The organism is Oceanobacillus locisalsi (assembly GCF_042675985.1).
Taxonomy (GTDB): domain Bacteria; phylum Bacillota; class Bacilli; order Bacillales; family Amphibacillaceae; genus Oceanobacillus; species Oceanobacillus locisalsi.
In genome coordinates this window covers 1-23182 of record NZ_JBHTKK010000038.1, presented here as the reverse complement: position 1 = coordinate 23182, position 23182 = coordinate 1, and the positions used below count along the sequence as shown (strand labels likewise).

Below are 23182 nucleotides of genomic sequence, written 5' to 3'. Positions count from 1 at the left end.
TGATGCTTTAACCTTATCAGAAACGGGTTCTTTTTTCATTTATTTGATGCATGACTTATACGCTTTCGTTACTTGTCAGCCAAGTAATTGCGCGTTATAAAGGTTTTTCTGTGAATAATTCAGGATAATTGCTGTGGTTTTATTTCTAGTTACGATAGGTGCTTTTATTTATATGTGATATAAGGACTTGGAGATTGTTCTGTTCCTCCTATATCTTGCTGATCAATGAAGGATAAACAGAAGCAAAAAAGCAGCTGACTGTTTACAGTTGCCTGTATTTTGTGCCAAATATGCGTTGTGTGTATTTCTATTTCCATTAAAGTTTTTAAACTAAAGGTGTTGAATGTACTTTTATAGTCATGTTAGTATATTATATGTTCTAGAAAGGTCGTTCTATACAAAAAAATATAGAGGAAGTAGAATTATATATTACCTTGTAAATTTTACTGCGATCTTCATTAGAAAATAACAGGAGGTTTTATTTTTGAACTCAAAGGTAAATGTAACAAGAGTATTTTGGATTGCTATATCAATTGCGGCAATTTTTATATTGTGGGGGGCTATATTACCGCAAAATGTAGAAACAGTACTCGGCGCAGTAGATGGATTTATATCTACATACTTCGGCTGGTTCTATATGTTATCAATGACAGCCTTTGTTCTATTCGCTATTTACATGATTTTCAGTCCCTTAGGGAAAGTGAAGTTAGGTAAACCGGACGAGAAACCACAATATAGTTATTTTACATGGTTTTCCTTTCTATTTACTGCGGGTATGGGAGTCGGCCTTGTGTTTTTCGGCGTAACCGAACCACTGACAGATTTTTATTCACCGCCAAATGCTGAACCGAATTCCAGTGCAGCAGCTGCAGAAGCGCTCCAATATTCTATGTTCCACTGGGGCATCCATCCTTGGTCAGTATATGCTGTTGTCGGTCTGGCGCTTGCATACTTTAAATTTAGACACCAGGCACCGTTACTTATGAGTTCAGCGTTATCTCCTATTCTGGGAGACCGCACAAAAGGAGGGTTGGGCACTGCTGTTGATGTTCTCGCAGTCTTCGGAACCATTTTCGGTATTGCTACATCTCTTGGACTTGGTGCTACACAAATCACAGCTGGATTAAGCTACAGTTTTGATGGTATTGAAAATAACATTTTGACTCAAGCTATCGTCGTATTGGTTATTACAGTTGCTTTTATCATGTCTGCAGCAACTGGTGTAAACAAGGGTATACGTTACTTAAGTATTAGTAATATTATTATTGCTATTGCGCTAATGTTGTTTATCCTGGTGACAGGTTCCACATTACAAATGTTCGAATCATTTATGTCAACAGCAGGCAATTATTTCCAAAACCTGCCAACAATGACTTTTGATATGAACGCTTTTACTGGTGACCGCGGATTTCTTGATGATTGGACATTGTTTTATTGGGCATGGTGGATCGGCTGGTCTGCATTTGTAGGAAGTTTTATTGCCAGAGTATCTCGGGGACGGACTATCCGTGAGTTTATCATTGGTGTCGTGTCGGTTCCTTTCGTATTCAGCTTAATCTGGTTCTCTATTCTTGGAGTTGCTGGAATTGAATTGGATGAGGCGTTAAACGGTGGATTATATGATCTAGTGGTTGCCCAAGGGGATGAAGTGGCATTATTTGCCTTCTTGGAAAACTATCCATTTGCACCGGTTGTACTCGGTATTACCATACTCTTAATTGCATCGTTTTTTGTAACATCTGCTGACGGCGGTACCTTTGTACTTGCCATGATGACTACTGGCGGTACAATTAATCCTGCTACCCGTATTAAAATTATCTGGGGAGCGATTCTTTCTGCTACAGCACTTGTATTACTATTTTCCGGCGGTCTTGAAGCGTTGGAAATGGCAATGTTAATTGCAGCATTCCCATTTACATTTGTCGTCATGCTGCTGGCCCTATCAGTTGTTAAATCACTGGCTAGTGAATACGATATTCTTACGATGGAAAGAAAGCATTATGAACATCGGCCGGAATATTTGAAAGAAGCGGAGAAAGAAATAAAAGAGAAGCGTGAAGAGTTTTATGAAATTCTTCCGGATGAAATGCCAGAAGAAGATAACAGCGAGGATCAAACAGATAAATAATTATTAATTTGCTTATGTAAAACCGTTATTTGTGCACTTTTTAGTCATTAAATAACGGTTTTACGTAACAGATAATGTCAATTTAAGAAATAAAATATACATGTTATGATTTGAAACGACAATTCTAGATAGGGATGAAAAACATGTCTATTAAAAAAGAGAACTTATTAGAAACAGCAGAAAATTTATTTTATAAACATGGTTTTCGAGGTGTAGGTTTAAAACAAATTATAAAGGAAGCCAATGTTGCAACAATGACTTTATACAATCATTTTAACTCTAAAGAGCAACTGGTTGAAGAAGTGCTTAAAAAAAGAGAGTTACGCTATTGGTCTTATTTAGATGCTTTTGTTGATTCAAACACTGATAGCCCGTTCATAGCTGTAGTAGAAGCGCATTGTAAATGGCTTAAACAATACTCTTATAAAGGCGATATGTTTATGAGAGCAATCGAGGATTATACAGGAACTGATAATAATATTGAGAATATTGCACGGGGGCATAAAGAAAAATTGTTACATTATTTCGAGGAACTGGCAAAAACCAAAAACCTCGAAAACTGGAAAGACGCAGCAATACAATTCACTTTATTATTGGAAGGTACTACATCGATGACGACATTAATCGGTTCTGAAGAAGCAACGAAATATTCAATTGCGATGGCTCAAATGCTGGTTTCGAGTGCATCGTAATTAAAAAATAAAAAAAGAAACCCCTTACAAATCATGAATTTGCAAAAATTTGGTAGTAATTATTGCTATGCAGTTACCTTATTTTGTACATACTAAAAATAAGGAGGTGCTAGCAATGAGTAAAAAAGATAAAAAAAAGAAAAATTCATTTTTTAAAGATAACAAAGGCGTTCAAGCAGTGCAAAATCAATTGAACGAAAGTTATCAAAGCGGAGTGGTTGAGGATCAATTGGAAAATAATAGAGGGGTTAACCATTTCAATAATAAAAGCAGGTAAAATCAAAATAACGTAGGCCGGGGTATAACATTTTTAAAAATGGTTCTGTTCATCTTTTTTATGATGAACAGAACCATAGAATTAAGTTTGTTTGCTAGTTACTTGGTTATTTGCTAAAATAAAACTAGGAATGACTACATTCTAATAAATTGCATATACTAATTACCATGAGGTGGTGATTGGAATGTGTAAAGAGGAGGACAAAGATATGAATTCTACACTTAAAAGTCCTAACTACAAAGAAGTACAAAACGAGTATGATCGTATACTAGCAGATATTTCAAATAAAGTAGATAAATCTAAACTATCAAATAATAAACCACTCAAGGTAGACAAAAATGGAAATGTTAATATTTCTCCTGACCATCCCAATTATAAGTTTTGGATGGAGGATGATGAATGAAGCCCGGTTATATATATGACTTAACGTATTCTTATGAAAACGAGAAAGGACAGGGTAAAGACGCCCTGTCCTAATTTTATTTATTCAGCGAGAAGACGGTATTGCACAAGGTTTGAAGATAACTGGTACTAAAAGAGAGCAAAACAGAATTCCTATTAATCATAGTCCTAATTCTGGTTTGACAAAGAAATCATATGTACAAATAGATAGATCAGAAATTTTTGAATTTGATAGAAGCATTAAACCCAGAGGTATGCTTGATCCTTTTGAATTTCTTGAAATTGTAGAGGCATTTAATAATTATAAAAAGTAGTATATACTTACATATTCCGAGAAAATGATAAAGGGGATTGGTATGTTGAATGAAGAAGGTACTCGCTAAAATTAAAGAAAAATATATGGCTATGGATGTTGTTTTGCTAGGTGTGAACTACTCCTGGTGGGGGAAGGAAACGAATTAACTTTGAATACGGATATCATTATTTATACCAGCAACAATGCAAATGGCTAGAACTCAGTTTTATTTTGGGTAGTTCCATTAAGTTCTGCAATTTTATAATAATAACAAACTCCCAAAGCAAAGATTATTGTAACAGATATACAGATACAAAGAGGAGGGAAGCTAGTTATATGAAAAATAACACTCAAATAGATTATTACGTAAAATATAAATTTGACGTAATAATTGTGGTTTTAACTGAAGTATTGTAAAATGTATCTATGAGGTGATCATTATGGCAAATAATTCAAAACAGCAACTATATAATAAACTGCAAGCTTTACTTAAGGAACTTCCTTGGTATGTCGAAGAATTTATCAATCATAAAGAAAGAAAATTATCACCAGCTTCATTACTCAATTATGCGCACGATTATAAAATCTTTTTCAATTGGCTCATCACCGAGGATTTTTATTCTGGTAAACTGAAAGATTTGCCGCTTGAGTTGCTTGAATCACTCACTGTTCAAGAAGCTGAGCGATTTTTGACATTTCTTCAATATCAATTACATAACAAAGAACTTACGATTAACCGTAAGCTATCGGCATTAAAGTCGCTTTTCAATTACTTGCAAAATATTGCTGAAACACGTGATTTACAACCCTATTTAAAGCGTAATGTGATGGCCAAGCTTGAATTCAATGATATCAAAGAAAGTATGGAAACAACTGCAAACAAAATGGAAGGAAAAATTTTAATGGGTGATGAATACGAACGTTTTCGCCAATTTATTGCTTATGAATATGGTGAGCTTTATAAAGACAATAAAAAACTCGCCAACTTTCACACTCTAAATCGGGAACGTGATACAGCGATTGTTTCGCTTATTTTAGGCTCCGGATTACGGCTTTCAGAGCTTGTGAATCTGGATTTAGATGATATTGATCACAGCAAGTTTACTGCGCGCGTTATTCGGAAAGGCAACAAAGAACAATATGTTTATTTCAGCAAGCAAGCGATGGATGATTTAAACGAGTATTTACAAATTAGATCGAATCGTTATCATGTTGAGAAAACAAATAAAGCTTTATTTGTTGCTGCTGCCATGGGACCAAAAGGAACGCCAAGACGGTTGACCGCACGTTCTATTGAAAAATTGATCGAAAAATACGCCAATGCTTTCGGTAAACCATCATTATCCGTTCATAAATTAAGACATTCCTTTGCAACAAGGTATCACAATGAAATTAACGATGTACCGAAGTTAAGACGCCAACTCGGGCATTCGTCGATACAAACGACGATGATTTATACGCATATTAACAATGACGATTTAAAGAATGCTGTAGATAAGATGGATATTCCTAAAGATGATGAATGATTATCAGAGCTTTATACAAATTACTATAAAGTTTTAAATCTGCCTGGGTTTTCACTTGATTATACGAACAAATGTTTGTATAATCTATATTAATAAACAAATTGAAAGGAGATAAAAAATGTCTAGAAACCAAGGAATTACAGATGAAGCTATTATCAAGATGTATAAAAGCGGCATGCCTTATAAAGAAATGGTTTCTCGTATCGGCATTTCTGATCGAGCTATTCGTAATATCATGTATAAACATGGCGTTAAAATGAATAGAGAGCAATCTTCAGGACAACCTCGAAAGCATAAAATTAATGAACATTATTTTAAAACATGGTCTCATGAAATGGCATGGGTTTTGGGGTTGTTTATAACAGATGGTTGTATAAATAACCGTATATCCAGTGTTTCATTAACTCAAAAAAATCAAACAGTACTTCGTCGAGTAGCAGAATATATGGATGCAGATTATATTTTGTTAAAAAATTATAAAACAAGGAAAACACCAACTCTGGTGATTAATTCAAAAGAAATTAAACTCGATTTGGCTCGTTTAGGAGTATTGCCTAATAAATCATTATCTGTACCATTTCCTAAAGTGCCAGATGAGTTCCTGCCCTCTTTTATCAGAGGAGTTGTTGATGGTGACGGTTGGGTTCAAAAGAAAGGATATGTGATGAATATCACTACAGCTAGTTCCAGTTTTGCTAAAGGACTTTTATTCGTTTTTCAAACGTGGAAACTCCGTAGTGAAATAACGGAAGAAATTACTCAGGCTGGTAATCCGTTTTTTCGGGTTTGGGTAAAAGGCAAATTGGACCTCCCCCGGCTGGCGGATATTATTTACAATAGTGAAATAGAACATTATGAATCTTATAAAGAAAATTACTTAAGAGTTCATTCAAAAACACATTAACAAATAAGAAAGGAGTAAAAAAATGTGGAAACTAATAAACGGAAGACTAATTCAGACAGCTGATGCATCAAGAGTAAAATTCAGAACAAATGTAAGCAAGTCGATTATTGATCAATTAAATACAATGGCTATTCAATATGACACATACCCCAATTATTTATTAGAATCAGGATTACAAGGAGTTTTAAAACAAGGTATTGTCCAATTTGATAAAAACTCTCGCCCAAAAGATCGTGTTCAATATAAAACAACATATGACCAGGAATTATTACTTGAAGTGAAGGATTTTGCGAAAGAACATAAATTAAGCGTCAATGATGTACTAGAATATAGTATTCATTTTATTGATTTTAATTCTTTGAAGAAGAGAAGTAATAAACATCGAATTGAAAGGTTTTAATTTATTATTTCTTATAACGCCATTTCCATAACACCTATTATCAGAATCTATATTTAAAACTAAAAAATCTCATCTCATTAAGAAGTATACTTTGGATAGTGAGACAAAATAACATTTTGAAACAGATTTGTTTATATATCATTCCGATTCATTTAAATGAATTTAGTCGTAAATTTGATTGATCAGCAATCTCTGTATACTGGCTTTGCTGTGAACTTGCTAGCATTTTAGCAGCAAAGCCATCCTTAGTAAAATTACTTTAAACAACTGCACTCCAATTGTAAGCCCCTTTGAATAATAAGGATTCCTGCTGATTTACTTTATAAAAATCCTATTTCTCTTCCATGATATATTTGCCAATAAGATTTCTCTTTTTCTGCATTCGGTTCTAATTCATCAGCGCTCTTTGCTCAAACATTTTACCAAAAATCTATTTCCTTTTTAATTGTCAGAATATTAATACATATATTTGCGCTGCTTTACTTTACTGTAAATTGATAAATACATTATGCTATCATATCTACTAAGAGGTGATTATTAATGAAGTATGTATCTGCTAGAGTTCAAGGGCGGGTGCAAGGCGTCGGATTTCGCTATTTCGCGCAGCACACGGCTATGAGCCATGATATTGTAGGCTGGGTAAAAAATGAAGATGACGGTGCTGTTGCCCTAGAAGCATATGGAGAAGATGATAAAGTGGACCGTTTTCTGGAAGAAATTAAAAAAGGCCCTTCCCGATTTGCAAAAGTAAGCGAGATGGATGTTAATAAGCTTTCTGGAGAACCGGAGTATACCTCTTTTAATGTTAGATATTAAAAATGAACAGGCTCGGCATCATGCATAATAAGTGATGTCGAGCCTGTTCATTATAGTATTGGTGAAAGTAAACGGGATATATTTTCTTTGAATTTAATCCATAAGGATCTCTTGCTATAACGCTCAACTGTTAGTTCAGAACTTCGTGTACTGTCTTCTTCAAATATGTTATATAATTCTTCAGCCACCCTCTCATCATAAGTAATTGCATTCACTTCAAAATTTAAGCGAAAGCTTCTGGAATCAATGTTCATCGTTCCGACAGAAGCGATTTTTTTATCTACCACGATTGTTTTGGCATGCAGAAAACCATTATCATAAAGTAATATTTTTGCGCCATACTTTAACAAGTCGCCGACATATGCCCATGTTGCCCAGTAAACGAATGGATGATCCGGCTTACAGGGAATCATAATCCGTACGTCCACTCCAGATAAAAGTGCCATTTTACAAGCATCCATAAAACTGGTATCTGGTATAAAATAAGGCGTTTGGATATAGACGCTTTCTTTTGCAGAGAGTATCATTTTAATATACATATTCTTTAAGTGCTCAGTCTCTGAGTTCGGGCCACTGGAAACGATTTGCACAGGACTTGTTCCATGATGCTGTTCTAAATGAAAACAAAAATCTTTATAATCATCATGTTGCTTGTCATTTCCAGCTTGATGCCAGTCCATGATAAATCTTATTTGAATATCATTCACAGCATTTCCGTATATTTTAAAATGCGTATCCCGCCAGTAGCCAAATTTTTTATTCTCTCCAAGGTATTCATCACCAACATTGAAGCCGCCAATATAGGATAATTCGCCATCAATAATGACAAGTTTTCTGTGATTGCGGTTATTAATCCGGAAATTAATCAGCTTTAAGAAAGACGGAAAGAAAACACGGACTTCCCCGCCAGCTTGTTTTAAATCATCAAAAAATCCGGATGATAACTTTTTCGAACCGACTTCATCATATAAGACACGCACCTTCACGCCCTCTTTCGCTTTTGCAATCAGCGCATCTCTGAGTCTTTTTCCAAGGTGATCCGGCTGGATAATATAATATTGCACATTCACTTCTTGAGTCGCTGCCTTAATGTCACTCAGAAGCGCATCGAACTTTTGGTGACCGTCATTAAATATGACCATCTCGTTATCCTCTGATAATCTGCCGTGAGAGGAACGTAAATTCATGGTAATGAGGTCATCATAATGTTTTAACCAGGGAATGTTATCGTGTTTTTCTTCATCGATGAGCTTTAATTGTGTCTCAACCTCTTCTTTAAGCATTTTTTGCTCTTCAGCTGTTAAGCCATAGAAATTATTCTGTTTTAAACTGCGGCCCAAGAAAATATAAATTAAAAAACCGATAATAGGTAAGAAAAATAAAACCAACAACCATGCCCACGTGTAACCGACATCCCGTTTTTCAAAAAATAATACCCCCAGCGCTAATAATAAATTAATAAAAATAATGATGGAGGCAATCGTTGTAATGATATTACCTATTTCCATTGCCACTATGAATCACCTTCTTTATTTTATATTGAACTATGGTATCAGATTTATCCATATTATATAAAATGGAAAGTGAAGTCAATGATTGCTGCGAATAAATAAAAGGAACACGTTTTTTATTTACCAAAACGTGTTCCTTTTTCAGGTTTAATCATCCAAAGATATTTTTCTTAAAGGGTTTTTTGCCGGTCCTGCCATTACCTCGCCATCATAATGATAACGGGATCCATGGCAGGGACAATCCCAAGTCCTGTCAGCACCGTTCCAATTCACTTCGCAGCCCAGATGCGTACAAGTTGTATCAAGGACATGCAATTGATCTTCCTTGTCTTTATAAACGCCAACGCGGTCCCCTTTTACCGTTGTAATAGCAGCCTCATCAATTTCTAATGTATCTATTTCTTTAGAGGCAGGAAAAGACAATTTCCCTTTTAAAAATTCTGTTGCCACTTCCATGTTAAAACGGAATAAGTTCTTTAACATTGGCTTTGATGTGAACCGTTCCGGGGTAAATAAATCTTTGTATGGACTTTCACCCTTTTTCGTGATAATGTCCGTCATTATTTTGGCAGCTAATGTCCCGTTTGTCATTCCCCATTTTCGGTAGCCGGTGGCAATGAGTATGGAAGGGTCGTCTCCGGTTATTGCACCGATGTAGGGTATGTTATCCAAAGTAGTAAAGTCTTGTGCCGACCATTGATAAGGAAAATCCGTTATCTCAAACTGCTCTGCAGCAAACGTCTTCAGATTTTCATAACATGATTTTTCATCTATTTTTTCTCCGGAACGATGGTTTTCACCGCCAATAAGAAGATACGTATCTTTATGATTTAATGTAGCTGTACGGATGGAACGGGTTGGATTTTCAGCATTGATATACATTCCGCCTGGATATGTTCCGGTCCATTTTCCGGATACAATATAAGACCGTTCTGCATACATTTTTGCAAAATAAAGCCCTTGATGATCAATATACGGAAATTGGGTGGCCACTACCAAATAGTCACATGAAACACGATGTTCATCCTTTGTCATAACCGTTTTTTGTCTATTATATTCAAGCTTCATTGCTACGGTTTGCTCGTAAACCTCTGTTCCGTTTTTTACAGCTTCCTCAAGCATCCACTGCAAGTATTTTAACGGATGAAATTGAGCTTGTTCCGGCATTTTTAATGCTTGTTTACACGGAATTTCAAGCGGCATCTCTGTAGTAAGTTCACCAGGGATATCCAAAGCTTGATATGCTTCTAATTCCTTTTCTAATTGAGCTAAATAAGCATCATCATTTGTAAAAAGAAAAGCATCTTGTTCTTCGTATTGACAATCAATCCGATGCTGGGTGATTGCATTTTTTATGAAATCCATGGATTCTCGGGTTGCCTGGTAATATTGTTTTGCTTTTTCTTCCCCTATGGTTTCCATCAGTTCGGAATAAATCAGACCATGCTGCGCAGTGATTTTGGCTGAAGTGTTTCCGGTAACTCCGCTAAGTACATAATCAGCTTCTAATAAAATAACTTTCAAACCTTTTTTAGACAGCAGGTAAGCAGCTGTAATTCCTGTAATTCCTGCTCCTACGATACAAACTTCTGTTTGCTTCGATTCCTGGAGTTTGGAAAATTCTTTCAATTCCGTATCTGTATGCCAAATTGATTTTGAACACATATTTATCGCACCTCACATTTGCTTGTTTCTTTTAGTATTTCCTTTCTGCATCAACTTACTCCAAAGAAAAACAAGCAAAAAATGAGAATAGAGAAAAGACTGCTTCTACATTGGAAGCAGTCTTTTCTGACTAACGATTTTCAAAAAAAAGCCGATTCAAGGAAATATATTCGTGCTCTTCTTCCGGCACTTCATCTTCCATATAGATTGCCTCTACCGGGCAAACTGCCTCACATGCACCGCAATCGATGCAAATGTCAGGATCGATATAAAACATATCCTTGCCTTCTTCTATACAATCAACGGGGCAAACTTCTACGCATTCCCCAGCTTTTTCTGTTTTACAAGGTGAAGTAATAATAAAAGCCAAGCGTTTTCCCTCCTCTTTACCAAAATCTTTTACATATTAAATTATTATAACGCATTTTAAAATAAAAGAAAACGACCTTATTTATGAAAAAGGAGATCGGATTGTATCTAAAACAAATCCAGATCTCCTGATATATCGCCTGTTTAAACCGTTTCTTGGAAATATTCTTTTCGAAATCCGGCTATCCGGTCACTATTATCAATAATAAAGTAAAATTCGTCTGTCTCATTTTTTACATCGTATACTTTACCAGGCGTCAGTTTACGATCTACGATAAATTTTTTGGCATTTGCATGAACACATTTAATTTGTTTTATGGTTTCTCTGTTTTCCCAATCTTTGTGAATCATTCTTCTGTTCTCCTCTTCTTGTTTACATAATAATATTATAATCTATTTAAATAGATATAAATAGTTGCCATAACCTTTTTCTTCCATTTGGTCTTTCGGAATAAAATGCATCGCTGCAGAATTCATGCAATAACGTAATCCACCTGCTTCTTTCGGGCCATCTTCAAAAACATGTCCTAAATGCGAATCAGATTGTTTGCTGCGCACTTCCGTACGAACCATTCCATGAGAAGTATCCGTTACGTCTGTCACTTGCTGCGGATCAAGCGGTTTTGTAAAGCTTGGCCAGCCACAGCCGGCATCATATTGATCTTTGGATGAGAAAAGGACTTTTCCAGAAATAAGGTCAACGTAAATCCCCTCTTCTTTATTATCCCAATATGCATTGTCAAACGGGCGCTCCGTTCCATTTTCTTGAGTAACTTGATACTGAAGCGGTGTCAGCTTCTCTCGCAACGCTTCCTCAGAAGGCTTCTGCTGCCAATTTTCTTTGATGAAATCTTCCCGGCCGGAGCCTTTTTTATACATTTTATAGTGGAAAGAACGTTTCTTGTAGTAGTCCTGGTGCTCTTCCTCTGCGTCATAAAAAGGCTGAGCTGGAAGAATCGGCGTAACAATATCCTTTTTAAATTTCCCGCTCTGCTGCAGCAATTCCTTGGAATGCTCTGCTATTTCTTTCTGTTCTTCGTCATGATAAAAAATAGCTGTTTGATAGGATTCACCACGATCATTAAATTGTCCGCCGGCATCTGTCGGATCAATTTGCTGCCAAAATGTGTCCACCAGCTCTTTATAAGGCATAATAGTGGGATCAAATTCTATTTGAACCGCTTCAACATGCCCTGTTGTATCAGAACTAACCTGTTCATAGGTTGGATTTTCAACGTGTCCGCCCGTATAACCGGAACGAATACTGATTACCCCTGGTCGTTCATCAAACGGTTCTACCATACACCAAAAGCAACCTCCTGCAAAAGTGGCGAGCTTTTTTTGTTGTGACATATCTTATTGCCTCCTATTCATGGCTATTTTTACTATATATTCTCCCCCTATTCTTCCTTTTTTATAAAAAAAAATCAAGCAGAAGGCTTTTAAGAATATCGCGATTGCCTTCGCTTGATTTAAATATACATTTTTGGTGTGGAAATACCTTTTTCTTTTGCTGGTGCAGGCACAGGCGCTTCCTTTTTTTGCTCTGGCTTCTTCTGCTGCTGTTGATGATGGATCTCCTGTTTTGGTTTTGAAGGCTGTGGAGGAAGTGTTTCTGTCGTTGCTTCATTGTCTTCACTGTTAAACGATTTAAAAGCTTTCATCATCCTGTACATGGAAGGAAGGTTCTTAACCATTGGCCCATATTCCTGAATTAATGGCGCTGTGGATTGAACGACGCCTAAAACCTGCTGTACCCCTCCAAGTGTTTTAGAAAGCGTAGAAACGCCTCCTGTTTGCGCTAAACTCTGTGCAGCACCGCCAGATAATAAACGTGATAAACCTCTTGAACCGCCTTTTGCTTCTGCAGCCCCATTTGTATTTCTTATTTCTCTCGGAATACCTCTTAAATCAGGAGGTCCGTTACGAAAAGGGCGTTGCTGCGGCGAACGAGGCAATTGATTTCTCGATGGGAAAACCATCACTATCTACCCCTTATACATCTATTTCTATTCTCTTATAGAATATGCGATAGTCATGCAACTGTGTAGACATTCATCTTATACCTCTTACATACGAAATCATTTCCCGGGAAACCGCAGGAATCAACAATCACCAGCGATAACAATAAAAGAATGTCGAAATGCCCCGTTATTCCTCATATATTTGTTAATCAAACGTTTGATTAAACCTTTTGTCATGAAAAAAGCAGCCCGTTTCAGCTGCTGTATTTCCACTCATAATCTGTCCAAAGTTCATCAAAGGCGCTTAGTGCCCCGGGAAATGGGCTGTTCCATTCCAGATAATCACTGACTTCATCATAACTTGTTGCGTGTTTGGGGAAATAGTGATCATGAAAAGCCCAGCCTGCTAATGCAGAGTAATCATCTTCATCTAATTTCCCGCGATGTGTTAATAAAAATTGATAAAAAGTTAGACGCATTTATTCCCCTCCCTCATTCATAAAGGCTTCATGCTGTGCTTGTTTCTTTCGGTAAACAACTTTACATAATTGAATACTCATTTCATAAATAATAATCAGCGGTACCGCTACAACGATTTGCAGAAAGAAGTCAGGCGGTGTAATCAATACACCCACAACAATTAAAATAAAATAAGCATACTTTCGGTTTTTAATCATAAATGTCGGCGTCAGAACACCTAAACTTGTTAAAAACATGGTAACTACCGGGAGTTCAAATAAAAAGGCAAATGGAATAGTCACTTTTAATAAAAAGCCGAAATAACGATCTACCGTAAACATGACATTGAACATATCATCATTCAAGGACAATAGAAACGGAAAAATTAAATGAATAAATACCATGTAACCAAATACGAGCCCAAGTACAAATAAAATTAATGAACCTGGTATATATACTAGGGAAACGCGTTTTTCTTTGGTTGTCAATGCTGGACTGATAAATGCCCAGAGTTGATAGACAATCACAGGTATGGTTGCAGCGAACGCCAATAATCCAGCTATGGAAAAGTAAATCCAAATAATTTCAGCAGGGCTGATGACCGTCAGCTGCATATCAATATCATTCACAAAAAATTGATAGATGCTTTTCACATTGATAAAGCCGACAATAAAAAATAATACAAATATAATTGCAGTAACAATTAAACGATTCCGGAGTTCTGTTAAATGCCCTCCAACGTTCATTTCTTTTTCTTCAGGTATCTGTTCTGATTCAGACATTGTACAACCCACCTTTTAAGCTGATGACATAAAAGAGATGCAAGGAATAATCCCTACACCTCTGCCGTTAATTACTGTTTCTTTTTAGGATTGTCATTTAAAATATCTTGACTTGCATTTTTAAACTCTTTTAATGTTGTTCCTAAAGCCCTTCCGATTTCAGGAAGTTTATTTGGTCCAAAGACAAATAAAGCGGCAATAATAATTAGAATTAACCCTGGGAATCCGATATTTGAAAATATGTTCATTATCCATCACTCCGTATATGAGCTTGAACTCATTTTTCTTCTTTTATAATTGACTTAACTTCTTTTGCCCCATCTGTGACATCCTGTGTTAAATCACGTGTGGAACTTTTAAATTCCTTTAGTGATTGTCCGGCAGCCTTCCCTATTTGCGGCAGTTTATTCGGCCCAAATATAATCAGGGCTAATATCACGATTAAAATAAGTCCTGGAATACCTATGTTCGTTAACATCTATTGGCACCTTCTTTATTTATATTGTGTCCTCTTGTAAAAGATGTTCAAAAAGTCCACCTTCAAAAACGTACGAGAAGGACACTGTCTCTTTTCCATATCATAGCATGTTTCGAAAACGATAGACAAGTTAATTTTCGCGGTCGTATTGCAGAAAGTAATAGTCGTAAGGGTTTTTTTCATTTTTTATGCCTTTTTTCTTTTCTGTGAGCTTCCACTTGGTTTCATCAAATGCCGGAGCAAATGTATCACCCGGAAATGCTTCATCAATCCGGGTGATATACATTCGATCAGCAATCGGTAAGGCTTGTTCATAAATTTCTCCGCCGCCGATAATGAAATATTCTACTTCCGGCTGTTCTGCATTCCAATGCTCTACGGCAGATAAATCGTGGATAACTTCTACACCCTCTATCGTTAGATCTGTATTTCTGGACAGCACGACATTACGCCGCTTCGGCAATGGTCCATTCATCGATTCTAGTGTTTTTCTGCCCATAATAATGGTATTTCCTGTTGTTTTCTCTTTAAAAAATTTCAAATCCTCCGGCAGATGCCAAGGCATGCCATCTTGATAGCCAATGACGTTATTTTTATCAGCTGCAAACAGCAATGAAATCATGCTTTAGCCTCCATTCAATTAGTGTTAGATTCCTTTTTAAACCGCAATGGGAGCTTTAATAGCTGGATGCGGATGATAATTTTCGATTTCTAAATCCGTTATATCGATGTCGAATATGGATTTGTCAGACGCATTTATTTTTAATACGGGCATTTCACGGATATCTCTTTCTAACTGCAGATGCACTTGCTCAATATGATTGGAATAAATATGTGCATCTCCAAAAGTATGGATAAATTCCCCTACCTCTAAGCCGCATTCATGTGCTATCAAATGCGTTAACAGAGCATAACTGGCAATGTTAAAAGGGACGCCGATGAAGACATCCGCACTGCGCTGATACAGTTGGCAAGATAATTTCCCGTCCGCTACATAAAATTGAAATAACGTATGACAAGGAGGTAATGCCATTGTTGGAACATCTTCCGGGTTCCAAGCTGATACAATATGGCGCCTGGAATTCGGATTATTTTTAATGGCTTCAATGGTTTCTTTTAACTGATCGATGGATTCCCCTCTAGTTGTTTCCCAATCTCTCCACTGTTTTCCATAAACCGATCCAAGATCTCCAAATTTTTCAGCAAAAGCATCATCATGTAAGATTTTCTCTTTAAACAGCTTCATTTGTTCATCGTATGCTTCTTTAAAGGCAGCATCTTTCTGGCTTCGTATACCAAAGTTCGTCATATCCGGTCCGGTGTAATCTGAACTATTAATCCATTTTTCAAAAGCCCATTCGTTCCAGATATTATTGTTATGTTCCAATAAATAACGTATGTTCGTATCCCCTTTGATAAACCATAATAATTCTGTCGCAATTAAACGGAAAGGCACTTTTTTCGTGGTTAACAAAGGAAATCCCTTTTGTAAATCAAAACGAATTTGGTGCCCAAACATAGAATAGGTTCCTGTATTTGTTCTGTCATCTCTGTTTGTCCCTGCATCTAATATGTTACGGCATAATTCTAAATAACCTTGTTCTCCCTGCATTGATAATCCTCCCTATGTTTGTATGTATATCTATTCTTTGGATAAGAACGTATATGAGCTATATCATTCGCTATTTAAACAACATCTATTATAACAGAATTCGCTATAAGTGTGTGTTCAAAAAGTCCGATAAATAGGACCAAGAAGTTCAAGGCGACTAGCAAATTCCAAACGGAGCGTATGTTTTATAATACGTGAGTATTGGAATTTGCTAGTCAACGCAGAAATTCGCCGCGTCATTTTTATTGGACTTTTTGAACATCCTCTATAAAAATGTCTCTGAAAAAATAAACGGTTGTCTCTTCTGTCATGGGTAGTATCTTAACAATGACACAGCAATAAATTCAAAACATTCTTATTATTTTATAAAAATGGCAGGGTTTTCTTGACTGCGAAAAAAAAATAAGCTAATATAGGTACAAGCAAAGAAGAAAGTACGGAATCATTAGAATGTAAAGGCAGCTTCGATAGACAGAAGTGGATACTTATGATCCCGTCTTCTATCGGATGCTGCCTTTCTTTCGTAATTTCGTTCTTCTGCTTTGTAATCACACGCGTTTTACGTGGAAGTATTTAGGAGGAAATTTAACATGGAAAACGGAGTAGTAAAATGGTTTAACGCAGAAAAAGGCTACGGGTTTATTCAATTAGAAGAAGGGAATGATATTTTCGTACACTATTCTGCCATTCAAGAAGAAGGTTTCAAGACACTAGAAGAAGGACAAGACGTTTCTTTTGATGTTGTTGAAGGTGAACGCGGCCCACAAGCTGCAAATGTTGTAAAAAATTAAATACCATTATAAATGAAAGCAGGGTTCTTCTATAGAGCTCTGCTTTTTTTATGGAATAAAACGCTTCGATCATTTACATATCATTATCACTCCCTTCCCCCCGCTCCCATTATCTGTTCCTTATGCATGCATTTCATTTTGTCAATGATTTCATTTATTTGTTCGTAAAAAAGTCATAAACTTTTCTAACCAAAAGGTTTGTAAAAACATTAAATCAACCTATTTGTGAAAAATTGAACGAATTGTGAAATGTTTGATTTGACGGCGTGTACAAGGCTTTTTTCCGATATGATAGACCTATAGGCAAGAAGTTACAAAAGGGGTGAATCACATGAAAAAACCTGAACCTAATTTAAGAGGTACATTTTTTTCCGTCATCACGATAGGTGTCATTATTATTATCAGCTGGGTCGCAGTATTTTTATTATTTTTATCGCGTTAAAGAAGGAGGAGAAAGCATATGCATTTACACAAATATGAGAAGATATGGCTTATCTTCGGCGGCGGATCACTCGTTGTATTTCTATTGATACTCGGATTCGGAGCATTTTATTTAGGAACGCATCCACAAAGTCACGGAGCGACGATTGATCCTGACAACCTGGAAGCAAATGAAGCGTTTGAAAGAGAAAATCTCGGGCTTACCCAAGTTGATGAGGATAGGTATATTGTGAATGTTGTTGCCAGTACCTTCAACTATGATTTAGGAGATGATGAGGAAGGCAACCCCGTATCTCATATTGAAATTCCGAAAGGATCGACTGTTTTATTCCAAGCAGTCACACAAGATGTGATTCATGGTTTTAATATTGCTGGAACCAATGTCAATATGATGGTTGAACCTGGTTATATCAGCAGCTTAGAAGTAGAAATGAACCAAACTGGGGAATTCACCTTAGTATGTAATGAATATTGCGGCGTCGGGCATCACATGATGTTCGCAACAGTGGAGGTGGTCGACGATGAGTCTGGCAATGAAACAGCAGTTGAATGAAGAAATTGATGTAACTCCCTTAAGTATTACAAAACCGGAAGCAAAATTATATCTATCTTTTATGTATGTAGCATTTATTTCCTTATTTATCGGTGGGTTAATGGGGTTACTGCAGGTACTTGTACGTTCAGGGGATTTTGAATTGCCGCTTGGTATCGGCTATTATCAAATACTTACTTTACATGGCGTTATTCTGGCGCTGGTACTGACGACATTCTTTATTATTGGGTTCCAATATTCTTTATTAGGTAAGACAGTCGGTATGTCCGATAAGCAAAGGAAACTTGGCTGGTTGTCTTTCTGGATTATGCTGGCTGGTACTGCTTTAACAGGAACAGCAATTTTACTCGGGGAAGCGAATGTGCTCTATACATTTTATGCACCCTTAAAAGCACATCCTATCTTCTATATCGGCCTTGCACTTGTCGTGGTAGGATCCTGGATTGCTGCTTTTGTAAATTGGCATCAGGTCTACGCTTGGAAAAAAGCACATCCTGAACAAAAAACCCCGCTTTTAGCATTTATGGTGACGATTAATATGATTATGTGGGTGATTTGTTCCATAGGTGTTGCTGTAGCGGTTCTTGTTCAATTTATTCCGTGGTCTTTAGGGTATGCAGAAACGATTAATGTTTTGTTGAGCCGTACGTTATTTTGGTATTTTGGCCATCCGCTTGTTTATTTCTGGTTATTGCCAGCTTACATGGCATGGTATGCAATTATCCCAAAAATTATCGGCGGGAAAATATTTAGTGATTCTTTAGCAAGATTATCCTTTGTTTTATTCTTATTTTTCTCTATTCCTGTCGGTTTTCACCATCAGCTTACAGAGCCAGGAATTGATCCGACATGGAAGTTTATCCAGGTGGTACTAACCTTTATGGTTATTATTCCGAGTTTGATGACTGCATTTTCCATGTTTGCCATGTTTGAAACGACTGGCCGAAAACAAGGTGCAACGGGATTGTTTGACTGGTTTAAAAAATTACCTTGGAGAGATGTCCGGTTTGTAGCACCATTTGTCGGCATGCTGGCATTTATTCCAGGTGGAGCCGGCGGTATCATTAACGCATCACACCAATTAAACACATTGGTTCACAATACGATTTGGGTTACAGGCCACTTTCACTTAACTATTGCAACAACGGTTATTCTTACTTTCTTTGGAATCGCGTATTGGTTAATACCGCATTTAACCGGCAGAAAGCTGACACCCAAAATCCATAAACTGGGCATTTACCAAACGATTATTTGGGCTGTCGGGATGCTGATTATGTCTGGAGCTATGCATATTCAAGGACTTTTAGGAGGACCGAGGAGATCTTCTTTCTCTGAATACGGCGGCACAGAACAAGCTGCGGAATGGGTTGGATATCAGACCGCTCAGGCTGTTGGAGGAACATTGCTGTTTATCGGGATTGTTCTGATGGTTTACATCTTTGTGGAATTAATCGCATTTGCTCCGAAGGGCGAAGAAGAGTACCCTATCGCAGAAGAAGAACCAGACGCACAACCTACACCGCGCTGGATGGAGAACTGGAAATTATGGATTGGTATTACCATTGCTTTAATTTTGTTTGCGTATACGATTCCGATGATTGATATTATTCAAAACGCACCGCCAGGGTCTCCTCCATTTGACGGTATACTATAAAAAGAAACAAACCATTTTGATTTATTTGTTCAAAATGGTTTGTTTATGCCTTCAAGGTATTTTCCATGACATGTTAAAAAGGCAGGGAAACGCCTGTTCTTGATAGGTGCCTCCCTGCCATTTGATTCATGGGGTAATTTAATCTTCTTTCTCCCCAAAATACTGGTAATAATTCGTCTGAATAAACCCATTAAACAATTTACGTTTTTTGGTGGCCGTTTTTCCAAATACTTTCTCAAATTGTTCATACGCTGTAATAATATACGCACTCCATGATGGATGATGACGCATAATATTTCCTAAATCCCGATACATCTTCTCTACTTCTTCTCTATCGCTTAGCCGCTCCCCATACGGCGGATTACTAATTAAATAGCCGTTTTTTTGTTTAATGGCAAGATCGCTGACTTGCATCTGTTTCCATTCAATTAAATCACCGAGTCCTGCTTCGAGCGCATTTGCCTGCGCCGTTTCAATCATCTGGTGGCTTATATCCGACCCTGTAATGGACAAAGGCTGGTCGTAATTTGCGAGTTCTTCTGCCTCATTAAAAGCAGCATCCCAATGTTTCTGTTTCACAAAGTCCCATTCTTCCGAAGCAAATTCCCGGTTAAATCCGGGAGCAATATTTTGTCCGATTAAAGCCGCTTCAATTAAAATGGTTCCCGAACCGCAGAATGGATCAATTAACGGCTGATCAGGCTTCCAATTGGTTAATAAGACGAGGGCTGCTGCCAGTGTTTCTTTCAAGGGAGCTTCCCCTTGTCCGGTACGGTAACCGCGTTTATGTAAGCCTGCTCCAGATGTATCAATGGTTAACGTTGCTTCATCTTTTAATAAAGCGACTTCTGTTTTATAGAGTGCGCCAGATTCTGCCAGCTTATTTACCAGACCATATTTTAACTTCATCCGTTCAACAATCGCTTTTTTTACAATCGCCTGGCAATCTGAAACGCTGTACAGTGTCGATTTAACCGATTTTCCGGATACAGGAATTTGACCCGCTTCATCCACATACAGCTCCCAGGGAAGCGCTTTGGTCTGTTCAAATAATTCATCAAATGTTTTAGCCTCAAATTTGCCGACAAGAATTTTTACACGGTCCGCTGTCCTCAACCATAAATTACATCGGGGGATGGCTGAAATGGGTGCATCAAAGATAACTTTTCCATTCTCTACAGTTGCTTCATATCCAAGATCCTTTACTTCTTTAGCAACAATTGATTCAAGTCCCATCGCTGCTGTAGCAATTAAAGTTACTTGTTTCATTTTAAATATTCCTCTCGGTCATCCGTCTTTATCATAAAATGAAAAAAAGATTCTATTTCATTCAACTTGGAAATAGAATCTGTTCGTTCATCAGCACGACCCTTAAATGTCCGGTAAGCCATGTTCTGTTCCATTGTACTGCAAACGGTGGTCAAGCCTCGTACGCCGGTTGTAATCATCTATCTACAGCTGCTGCTGTCCCTCGTTCGGTTCATTTCCCTACTGGAGGATGCCCCTACCATTATTTGGGTTGCTCACTCGCGGGGTTTACCTCGTTCCACCTGATGTGTTTCCACACCAGCTACGTCACTGTGGCACTTTCAAGAGAGCTTCACATATCATACATAACATATGACGTAGCAAAGCCCTTCTGCCGTTAGTTTATCTAAACTACCTTGACTTATGATTTCATCAAGCACGAACACTACAGGCATCTCAGCCTGTGTGAGCATGGACTTTCCTCTATGCCCGGATGGACATAGCGATTACATAGACATTTAAATAGCCTATCATATTCTAGCAAAGTTCTGAAGATAAATCAAATCTCTCTGCCCTTATTCTTCAGAGTCAGCGTATTTTTTCCCGAATACAGCTTTTTCAAGATTGGATAAGCGTTTTAACACATCATAATTCACCTGTGTATTTTGTGATGTTGAACGTGCTCTTGGTGCTTCTGTTGTCTGCTGCCGGTTATTTTTTAATTGGTCAATTTCCTGATTTAAGCGGTCGATTTCTTGTTTGAAATTATCGTAGTCTTGAATAATGATATCTAAAAATTCATCGACTTCTTCTTGAGAATAGCCTCTGATTCCTGTTTTAAAATCTTTTTCTAAAATTTTCTTTCCACTAAGTTGAACGCGGTCAATGCTCATTACAAAATCACCTCTGAAATATACTATTCTTATTCTTTTTCTTCATTTGTTTATATTTTAACATTATTCTCTGTAAATTAAAGCTATTATAACATAAAGTGGCATTTTGTTCAGCGAGAGACTCTTTACACTTTCTCTGAATGTTCATAGAAAGTGTTCCACTGTGATAAAAAAGAAAACTGAATATCAGTCTCCTTTTCAAACTTAGCATTTTCTAGCATGAACTTGTCTCAGGTTAATCCATATCTTCCTTTTGAAACGAAAAAGGGAGTAATTGATCCGTGGTAAGTGTTTGGACATCTTCCTGCAAATTGGTTAAGTGAATGGGCATATCCGGAGCAAAAAATTCGCTCATTACTTGTCTGCAAGTGCCGCATGGCGGTACAGGACGTTGCGTATCTGCCGCAACAGCCATTTCTGTAAATGCTGTTTCCCCATCGGAAATGGCTTTGAAAATAGCGACCCGTTCTGCACAGCAAGTCGATGGATAAGCTGCGTTTTCAATATTGCATCCTGTATATACTTTTCCGGCACGTGTTAATAATGCTGCACCTACAGGAAATTCCGAATAAGGTACATAGGCTCTGTCTCTCATTTGAATGGCTTCTTTCAGTAATTTTTCTTTCATTGTGTTTGTTCCTCCTGCCCCTTTTACGTCTATCGTTTTATTGCTTTTCATCTTCTTCCAATGTATCTAATAGCAAATCAAAAACATAACGAATCGATGTATATAGCTCGATATATCTTTTCCTTCTAACATCCAGATAATAACTGTGCATCAGCAATAATTCCATATTCTCCCGCGTGGATTGAATCTGATTAGGATGTACAGCTGCTTTTCTTTCTTTAACTGCGGCAGATGCATCTCTTTCCCACATTTCTAAAGCATCATAAACAGGAGCTGTCTCTGTCTTAACCATATTAAAAAAATCACGGTCTTTTCGATCAGGAGGAGCTTCCTCATTTTCAAAACGCTCCCGCAGTGCATCCAGATATTGATTTAACTGTTCGGTTTGTTCACGGAGTTTCATTCCATTCATCCTTCAATTTCAAAATGCTTATCTTTATTATATATAAATTGAAATAATAAACCTGTCTTTTATGCTTTAAGGATTAAGACAGTAACTAGCGGAGGAAAAACACGGAGACTCCTGTGGGAAAGCGCAATGGTTTTCGGTGGGGCGAGTAATCATAGCAATGTTGTCAGGTTAATGAATTTTGTGAAATTTACTCAAATTATGCGCTAAAGAATAAGCATATAATCCTTGCTGTTCCAGGATAAACATGCTCTCTATTATTATGCATGCTTTTGGTTAGAGTCC

General features: G+C 37.1%; 28 protein-coding genes and 1 other RNA gene. 12 read left to right on the top strand and 17 right to left on the bottom strand.

Features of this window, described 5'->3' with window-relative positions; translation table 11 throughout:
- Nucleotides 1–484: 484 nt before the first annotated feature.
- From ACFQ19_RS19360 to ACFQ19_RS19325, 8 genes are all read left to right on the top strand, one after another.
- Complete coding sequence (locus ACFQ19_RS19360) at nucleotides 485–2128, top strand: BCCT family transporter (protein WP_379594401.1); 1644 nt, start codon at nucleotides 485–487, stop codon at nucleotides 2126–2128.
- 143 nt (nucleotides 2129–2271) lie between these two features.
- On the top strand, nucleotides 2272–2820 hold the full coding sequence (locus tag ACFQ19_RS19355) for a TetR/AcrR family transcriptional regulator (RefSeq protein WP_379594400.1): 549 nt from the start codon (nucleotides 2272–2274) through the stop codon (nucleotides 2818–2820).
- Nucleotides 2821–2935: 115 nt separating this feature from the next.
- A complete protein-coding gene (locus tag ACFQ19_RS19350) occupies nucleotides 2936–3097 on the top strand; it encodes a hypothetical protein (RefSeq protein ID WP_379594398.1) in 162 nt (53 codons plus the stop codon).
- A 208-nt stretch (nucleotides 3098–3305) separates the two neighbouring features.
- Nucleotides 3306–3500 carry a hypothetical protein gene (locus tag ACFQ19_RS19345; RefSeq protein ID WP_379594396.1) on the top strand — a complete coding sequence of 65 codons (195 nt, stop codon included), beginning with the start codon at nucleotides 3306–3308 and terminating at the stop codon, nucleotides 3498–3500.
- A gap of 734 nt (nucleotides 3501–4234) precedes the next feature.
- Nucleotides 4235–5320, top strand: coding sequence for a tyrosine recombinase XerS (xerS, locus tag ACFQ19_RS19340; protein ID WP_379594394.1), 1086 nt, complete (start codon nucleotides 4235–4237; stop codon nucleotides 5318–5320).
- A gap of 118 nt (nucleotides 5321–5438) precedes the next feature.
- Nucleotides 5439–6224, top strand: coding sequence for an LAGLIDADG family homing endonuclease (locus tag ACFQ19_RS19335; RefSeq protein WP_379594392.1), 786 nt, complete (start codon nucleotides 5439–5441; stop codon nucleotides 6222–6224).
- 22 nt (nucleotides 6225–6246) lie between these two features.
- The gene (locus ACFQ19_RS19330) at nucleotides 6247–6624 is read left to right on the top strand and encodes an rRNA methyltransferase (RefSeq protein WP_379594390.1); all 378 of its coding nucleotides are present in this window, start codon (nucleotides 6247–6249) and stop codon (nucleotides 6622–6624) included.
- Nucleotides 6625–7164: 540 nt separating this feature from the next.
- The gene (locus ACFQ19_RS19325; protein WP_379594388.1) at nucleotides 7165–7440 is read left to right on the top strand and encodes an acylphosphatase; all 276 of its coding nucleotides are present in this window, start codon (nucleotides 7165–7167) and stop codon (nucleotides 7438–7440) included.
- Nucleotides 7441–7490: 50 nt separating this feature from the next.
- On the opposite strand, the gene cls is transcribed toward ACFQ19_RS19325, so the two are convergent.
- The 12 genes from cls to ACFQ19_RS19265 all read right to left on the bottom strand — a co-directional run bounded on the left by cls (nucleotide 7491) and on the right by ACFQ19_RS19265 (nucleotide 16280).
- Entirely contained in the window at nucleotides 7491–8948 is a 1458-nt protein-coding gene (gene cls, locus ACFQ19_RS19320) for a cardiolipin synthase (RefSeq protein ID WP_379594403.1), read from the bottom strand.
- 150 nt (nucleotides 8949–9098) lie between these two features.
- A complete protein-coding gene (locus ACFQ19_RS19315; protein WP_379594386.1) occupies nucleotides 9099–10616 on the bottom strand; it encodes an FAD-dependent oxidoreductase in 1518 nt (505 codons plus the stop codon).
- A 130-nt stretch (nucleotides 10617–10746) separates the two neighbouring features.
- Entirely contained in the window at nucleotides 10747–10986 is a 240-nt protein-coding gene (locus tag ACFQ19_RS19310) for a 4Fe-4S dicluster domain-containing protein (protein WP_379594384.1), read from the bottom strand.
- A gap of 143 nt (nucleotides 10987–11129) precedes the next feature.
- Nucleotides 11130–11336, bottom strand: a complete 207-nt coding sequence (locus ACFQ19_RS19305; protein ID WP_379594382.1) for a DUF6501 family protein — start codon at nucleotides 11334–11336, stop codon at nucleotides 11130–11132.
- Nucleotides 11337–11378: 42 nt separating this feature from the next.
- Nucleotides 11379–12338, bottom strand: coding sequence for a peptide-methionine (R)-S-oxide reductase MsrB (gene msrB / locus ACFQ19_RS19300; protein ID WP_379594380.1), 960 nt, complete (start codon nucleotides 12336–12338; stop codon nucleotides 11379–11381).
- Between the two features lie 119 nt (nucleotides 12339–12457).
- Entirely contained in the window at nucleotides 12458–12967 is a 510-nt protein-coding gene (vrrA, locus tag ACFQ19_RS19295; RefSeq protein ID WP_379594378.1) for a VrrA/YqfQ family protein, read from the bottom strand.
- 236 nt (nucleotides 12968–13203) lie between these two features.
- Nucleotides 13204–13428, bottom strand: coding sequence for a YozE family protein (locus tag ACFQ19_RS19290; protein WP_379594376.1), 225 nt, complete (start codon nucleotides 13426–13428; stop codon nucleotides 13204–13206).
- Entirely contained in the window at nucleotides 13429–14190 is a 762-nt protein-coding gene (tatC, locus tag ACFQ19_RS19285; protein ID WP_379594374.1) for a twin-arginine translocase subunit TatC, read from the bottom strand.
- 71 nt (nucleotides 14191–14261) lie between these two features.
- Nucleotides 14262–14432 carry a twin-arginine translocase TatA/TatE family subunit gene (locus ACFQ19_RS19280; RefSeq protein WP_080876288.1) on the bottom strand — a complete coding sequence of 57 codons (171 nt, stop codon included), beginning with the start codon at nucleotides 14430–14432 and terminating at the stop codon, nucleotides 14262–14264.
- 35 nt (nucleotides 14433–14467) lie between these two features.
- Nucleotides 14468–14668, bottom strand: coding sequence for a twin-arginine translocase TatA/TatE family subunit (gene tatA, locus ACFQ19_RS19275; RefSeq protein ID WP_379594373.1), 201 nt, complete (start codon nucleotides 14666–14668; stop codon nucleotides 14468–14470).
- Between the two features lie 130 nt (nucleotides 14669–14798).
- A complete protein-coding gene (locus ACFQ19_RS19270; protein ID WP_379594371.1) occupies nucleotides 14799–15290 on the bottom strand; it encodes a dihydrofolate reductase in 492 nt (163 codons plus the stop codon).
- Nucleotides 15291–15326: 36 nt separating this feature from the next.
- On the bottom strand, nucleotides 15327–16280 hold the full coding sequence (locus ACFQ19_RS19265; RefSeq protein ID WP_379594369.1) for a thymidylate synthase: 954 nt from the start codon (nucleotides 16278–16280) through the stop codon (nucleotides 15327–15329).
- Nucleotides 16281–16870: 590 nt separating this feature from the next.
- Between ACFQ19_RS19265 and ACFQ19_RS19260 the strand changes: the two genes are divergently transcribed.
- The 4 genes from ACFQ19_RS19260 (at nucleotide 16871) to ACFQ19_RS19245 (ending at nucleotide 19719) form a co-directional block, all read left to right on the top strand.
- Nucleotides 16871–17071 (top strand): cold-shock protein, encoded by a 201-nt coding sequence (locus tag ACFQ19_RS19260; protein WP_080874411.1) that lies wholly within the window; start codon nucleotides 16871–16873, stop codon nucleotides 17069–17071.
- Between the two features lie 331 nt (nucleotides 17072–17402).
- Complete coding sequence (locus ACFQ19_RS19255) at nucleotides 17403–17513, top strand: cytochrome c oxidase subunit 2A (protein WP_379594367.1); 111 nt, start codon at nucleotides 17403–17405, stop codon at nucleotides 17511–17513.
- 18 nt (nucleotides 17514–17531) lie between these two features.
- Entirely contained in the window at nucleotides 17532–18065 is a 534-nt protein-coding gene (locus ACFQ19_RS19250; protein ID WP_379594366.1) for a cytochrome c oxidase subunit II, read from the top strand.
- Nucleotides 18046–19719: a b(o/a)3-type cytochrome-c oxidase subunit 1 gene (locus tag ACFQ19_RS19245; RefSeq protein WP_379594402.1), complete on the top strand. Its 1674-nt coding sequence runs from the start codon at nucleotides 18046–18048 to the stop codon at nucleotides 19717–19719. The genes ACFQ19_RS19250 and ACFQ19_RS19245 overlap by 20 nt, the downstream gene beginning before the upstream one ends.
- 138 nt (nucleotides 19720–19857) lie before the next feature.
- Here the strand turns inward: ACFQ19_RS19245 and ACFQ19_RS19240 are convergent, their stop codons facing one another.
- The 5 genes from ACFQ19_RS19240 to ACFQ19_RS19220 all read right to left on the bottom strand — a co-directional run bounded on the left by ACFQ19_RS19240 (nucleotide 19858) and on the right by ACFQ19_RS19220 (nucleotide 22891).
- The gene (locus ACFQ19_RS19240; RefSeq protein ID WP_379594364.1) at nucleotides 19858–20988 is read right to left on the bottom strand and encodes a THUMP domain-containing class I SAM-dependent RNA methyltransferase; all 1131 of its coding nucleotides are present in this window, start codon (nucleotides 20986–20988) and stop codon (nucleotides 19858–19860) included.
- Between the two features lie 109 nt (nucleotides 20989–21097).
- Nucleotides 21098–21485, bottom strand: an RNA gene (rnpB, locus tag ACFQ19_RS19235) — RNase P RNA component class B.
- A gap of 57 nt (nucleotides 21486–21542) precedes the next feature.
- Nucleotides 21543–21860: a cell division regulator GpsB gene (gpsB, locus tag ACFQ19_RS19230; protein ID WP_379594362.1), complete on the bottom strand. Its 318-nt coding sequence runs from the start codon at nucleotides 21858–21860 to the stop codon at nucleotides 21543–21545.
- A 235-nt stretch (nucleotides 21861–22095) separates the two neighbouring features.
- Nucleotides 22096–22488 (bottom strand): cytidine deaminase, encoded by a 393-nt coding sequence (gene cdd, locus ACFQ19_RS19225; RefSeq protein ID WP_379594360.1) that lies wholly within the window; start codon nucleotides 22486–22488, stop codon nucleotides 22096–22098.
- Nucleotides 22489–22525: 37 nt separating this feature from the next.
- Nucleotides 22526–22891, bottom strand: coding sequence for a YppE family protein (locus tag ACFQ19_RS19220; RefSeq protein ID WP_379594358.1), 366 nt, complete (start codon nucleotides 22889–22891; stop codon nucleotides 22526–22528).
- Nucleotides 22892–23182 lie beyond the last annotated feature (291 nt).

What these genes read in the sequence shown, in the direction of transcription:
- ACFQ19_RS19355 (WP_379594400.1), top strand. Translation starts at nt 2,272, where the DNA reads ATGTCTATTAAAAAAGAGAACTTATTAGAAACAGCAGAAAATTTATTT.
- ACFQ19_RS19350 (WP_379594398.1), top strand. Translation starts at nt 2,936, where the DNA reads ATGAGTAAAAAAGATAAAAAAAAGAAAAATTCATTTTTTAAAGATAAC.
- ACFQ19_RS19345 (WP_379594396.1), top strand. Translation starts at nt 3,306, where the DNA reads ATGAATTCTACACTTAAAAGTCCTAACTACAAAGAAGTACAAAACGAG.
- xerS (WP_379594394.1), top strand. Translation starts at nt 4,235, where the DNA reads ATGGCAAATAATTCAAAACAGCAACTATATAATAAACTGCAAGCTTTA.
- ACFQ19_RS19335 (WP_379594392.1), top strand. Translation starts at nt 5,439, where the DNA reads ATGTCTAGAAACCAAGGAATTACAGATGAAGCTATTATCAAGATGTAT.
- ACFQ19_RS19330 (WP_379594390.1), top strand. Translation starts at nt 6,247, where the DNA reads ATGTGGAAACTAATAAACGGAAGACTAATTCAGACAGCTGATGCATCA.
- ACFQ19_RS19325 (WP_379594388.1), top strand. Translation starts at nt 7,165, where the DNA reads ATGAAGTATGTATCTGCTAGAGTTCAAGGGCGGGTGCAAGGCGTCGGA.
- cls (WP_379594403.1), bottom strand. Translation starts at nt 8,948, where the DNA reads ATGGAAATAGGTAATATCATTACAACGATTGCCTCCATCATTATTTTT.
- ACFQ19_RS19315 (WP_379594386.1), bottom strand. Translation starts at nt 10,616, where the DNA reads ATGTGTTCAAAATCAATTTGGCATACAGATACGGAATTGAAAGAATTT.
- ACFQ19_RS19305 (WP_379594382.1), bottom strand. Translation starts at nt 11,336, where the DNA reads ATGATTCACAAAGATTGGGAAAACAGAGAAACCATAAAACAAATTAAA.
- msrB (WP_379594380.1), bottom strand. Translation starts at nt 12,338, where the DNA reads ATGTCACAACAAAAAAAGCTCGCCACTTTTGCAGGAGGTTGCTTTTGG.
- vrrA (WP_379594378.1), bottom strand. Translation starts at nt 12,967, where the DNA reads ATGGTTTTCCCATCGAGAAATCAATTGCCTCGTTCGCCGCAGCAACGC.
- ACFQ19_RS19290 (WP_379594376.1), bottom strand. Translation starts at nt 13,428, where the DNA reads ATGCGTCTAACTTTTTATCAATTTTTATTAACACATCGCGGGAAATTA.
- tatC (WP_379594374.1), bottom strand. Translation starts at nt 14,190, where the DNA reads ATGTCTGAATCAGAACAGATACCTGAAGAAAAAGAAATGAACGTTGGA.
- tatA (WP_379594373.1), bottom strand. Translation starts at nt 14,668, where the DNA reads ATGTTAACGAACATAGGTATTCCAGGACTTATTTTAATCGTGATATTA.
- ACFQ19_RS19270 (WP_379594371.1), bottom strand. Translation starts at nt 15,290, where the DNA reads ATGATTTCATTGCTGTTTGCAGCTGATAAAAATAACGTCATTGGCTAT.
- ACFQ19_RS19265 (WP_379594369.1), bottom strand. Translation starts at nt 16,280, where the DNA reads ATGCAGGGAGAACAAGGTTATTTAGAATTATGCCGTAACATATTAGAT.
- ACFQ19_RS19260 (WP_080874411.1), top strand. Translation starts at nt 16,871, where the DNA reads ATGGAAAACGGAGTAGTAAAATGGTTTAACGCAGAAAAAGGCTACGGG.
- ACFQ19_RS19255 (WP_379594367.1), top strand. Translation starts at nt 17,403, where the DNA reads ATGAAAAAACCTGAACCTAATTTAAGAGGTACATTTTTTTCCGTCATC.
- ACFQ19_RS19250 (WP_379594366.1), top strand. Translation starts at nt 17,532, where the DNA reads ATGCATTTACACAAATATGAGAAGATATGGCTTATCTTCGGCGGCGGA.
- ACFQ19_RS19245 (WP_379594402.1), top strand. Translation starts at nt 18,046, where the DNA reads ATGAAACAGCAGTTGAATGAAGAAATTGATGTAACTCCCTTAAGTATT.
- ACFQ19_RS19240 (WP_379594364.1), bottom strand. Translation starts at nt 20,988, where the DNA reads ATGAAACAAGTAACTTTAATTGCTACAGCAGCGATGGGACTTGAATCA.
- gpsB (WP_379594362.1), bottom strand. Translation starts at nt 21,860, where the DNA reads ATGAGCATTGACCGCGTTCAACTTAGTGGAAAGAAAATTTTAGAAAAA.
- cdd (WP_379594360.1), bottom strand. Translation starts at nt 22,488, where the DNA reads ATGAAAGAAAAATTACTGAAAGAAGCCATTCAAATGAGAGACAGAGCC.
- ACFQ19_RS19220 (WP_379594358.1), bottom strand. Translation starts at nt 22,891, where the DNA reads ATGAAACTCCGTGAACAAACCGAACAGTTAAATCAATATCTGGATGCA.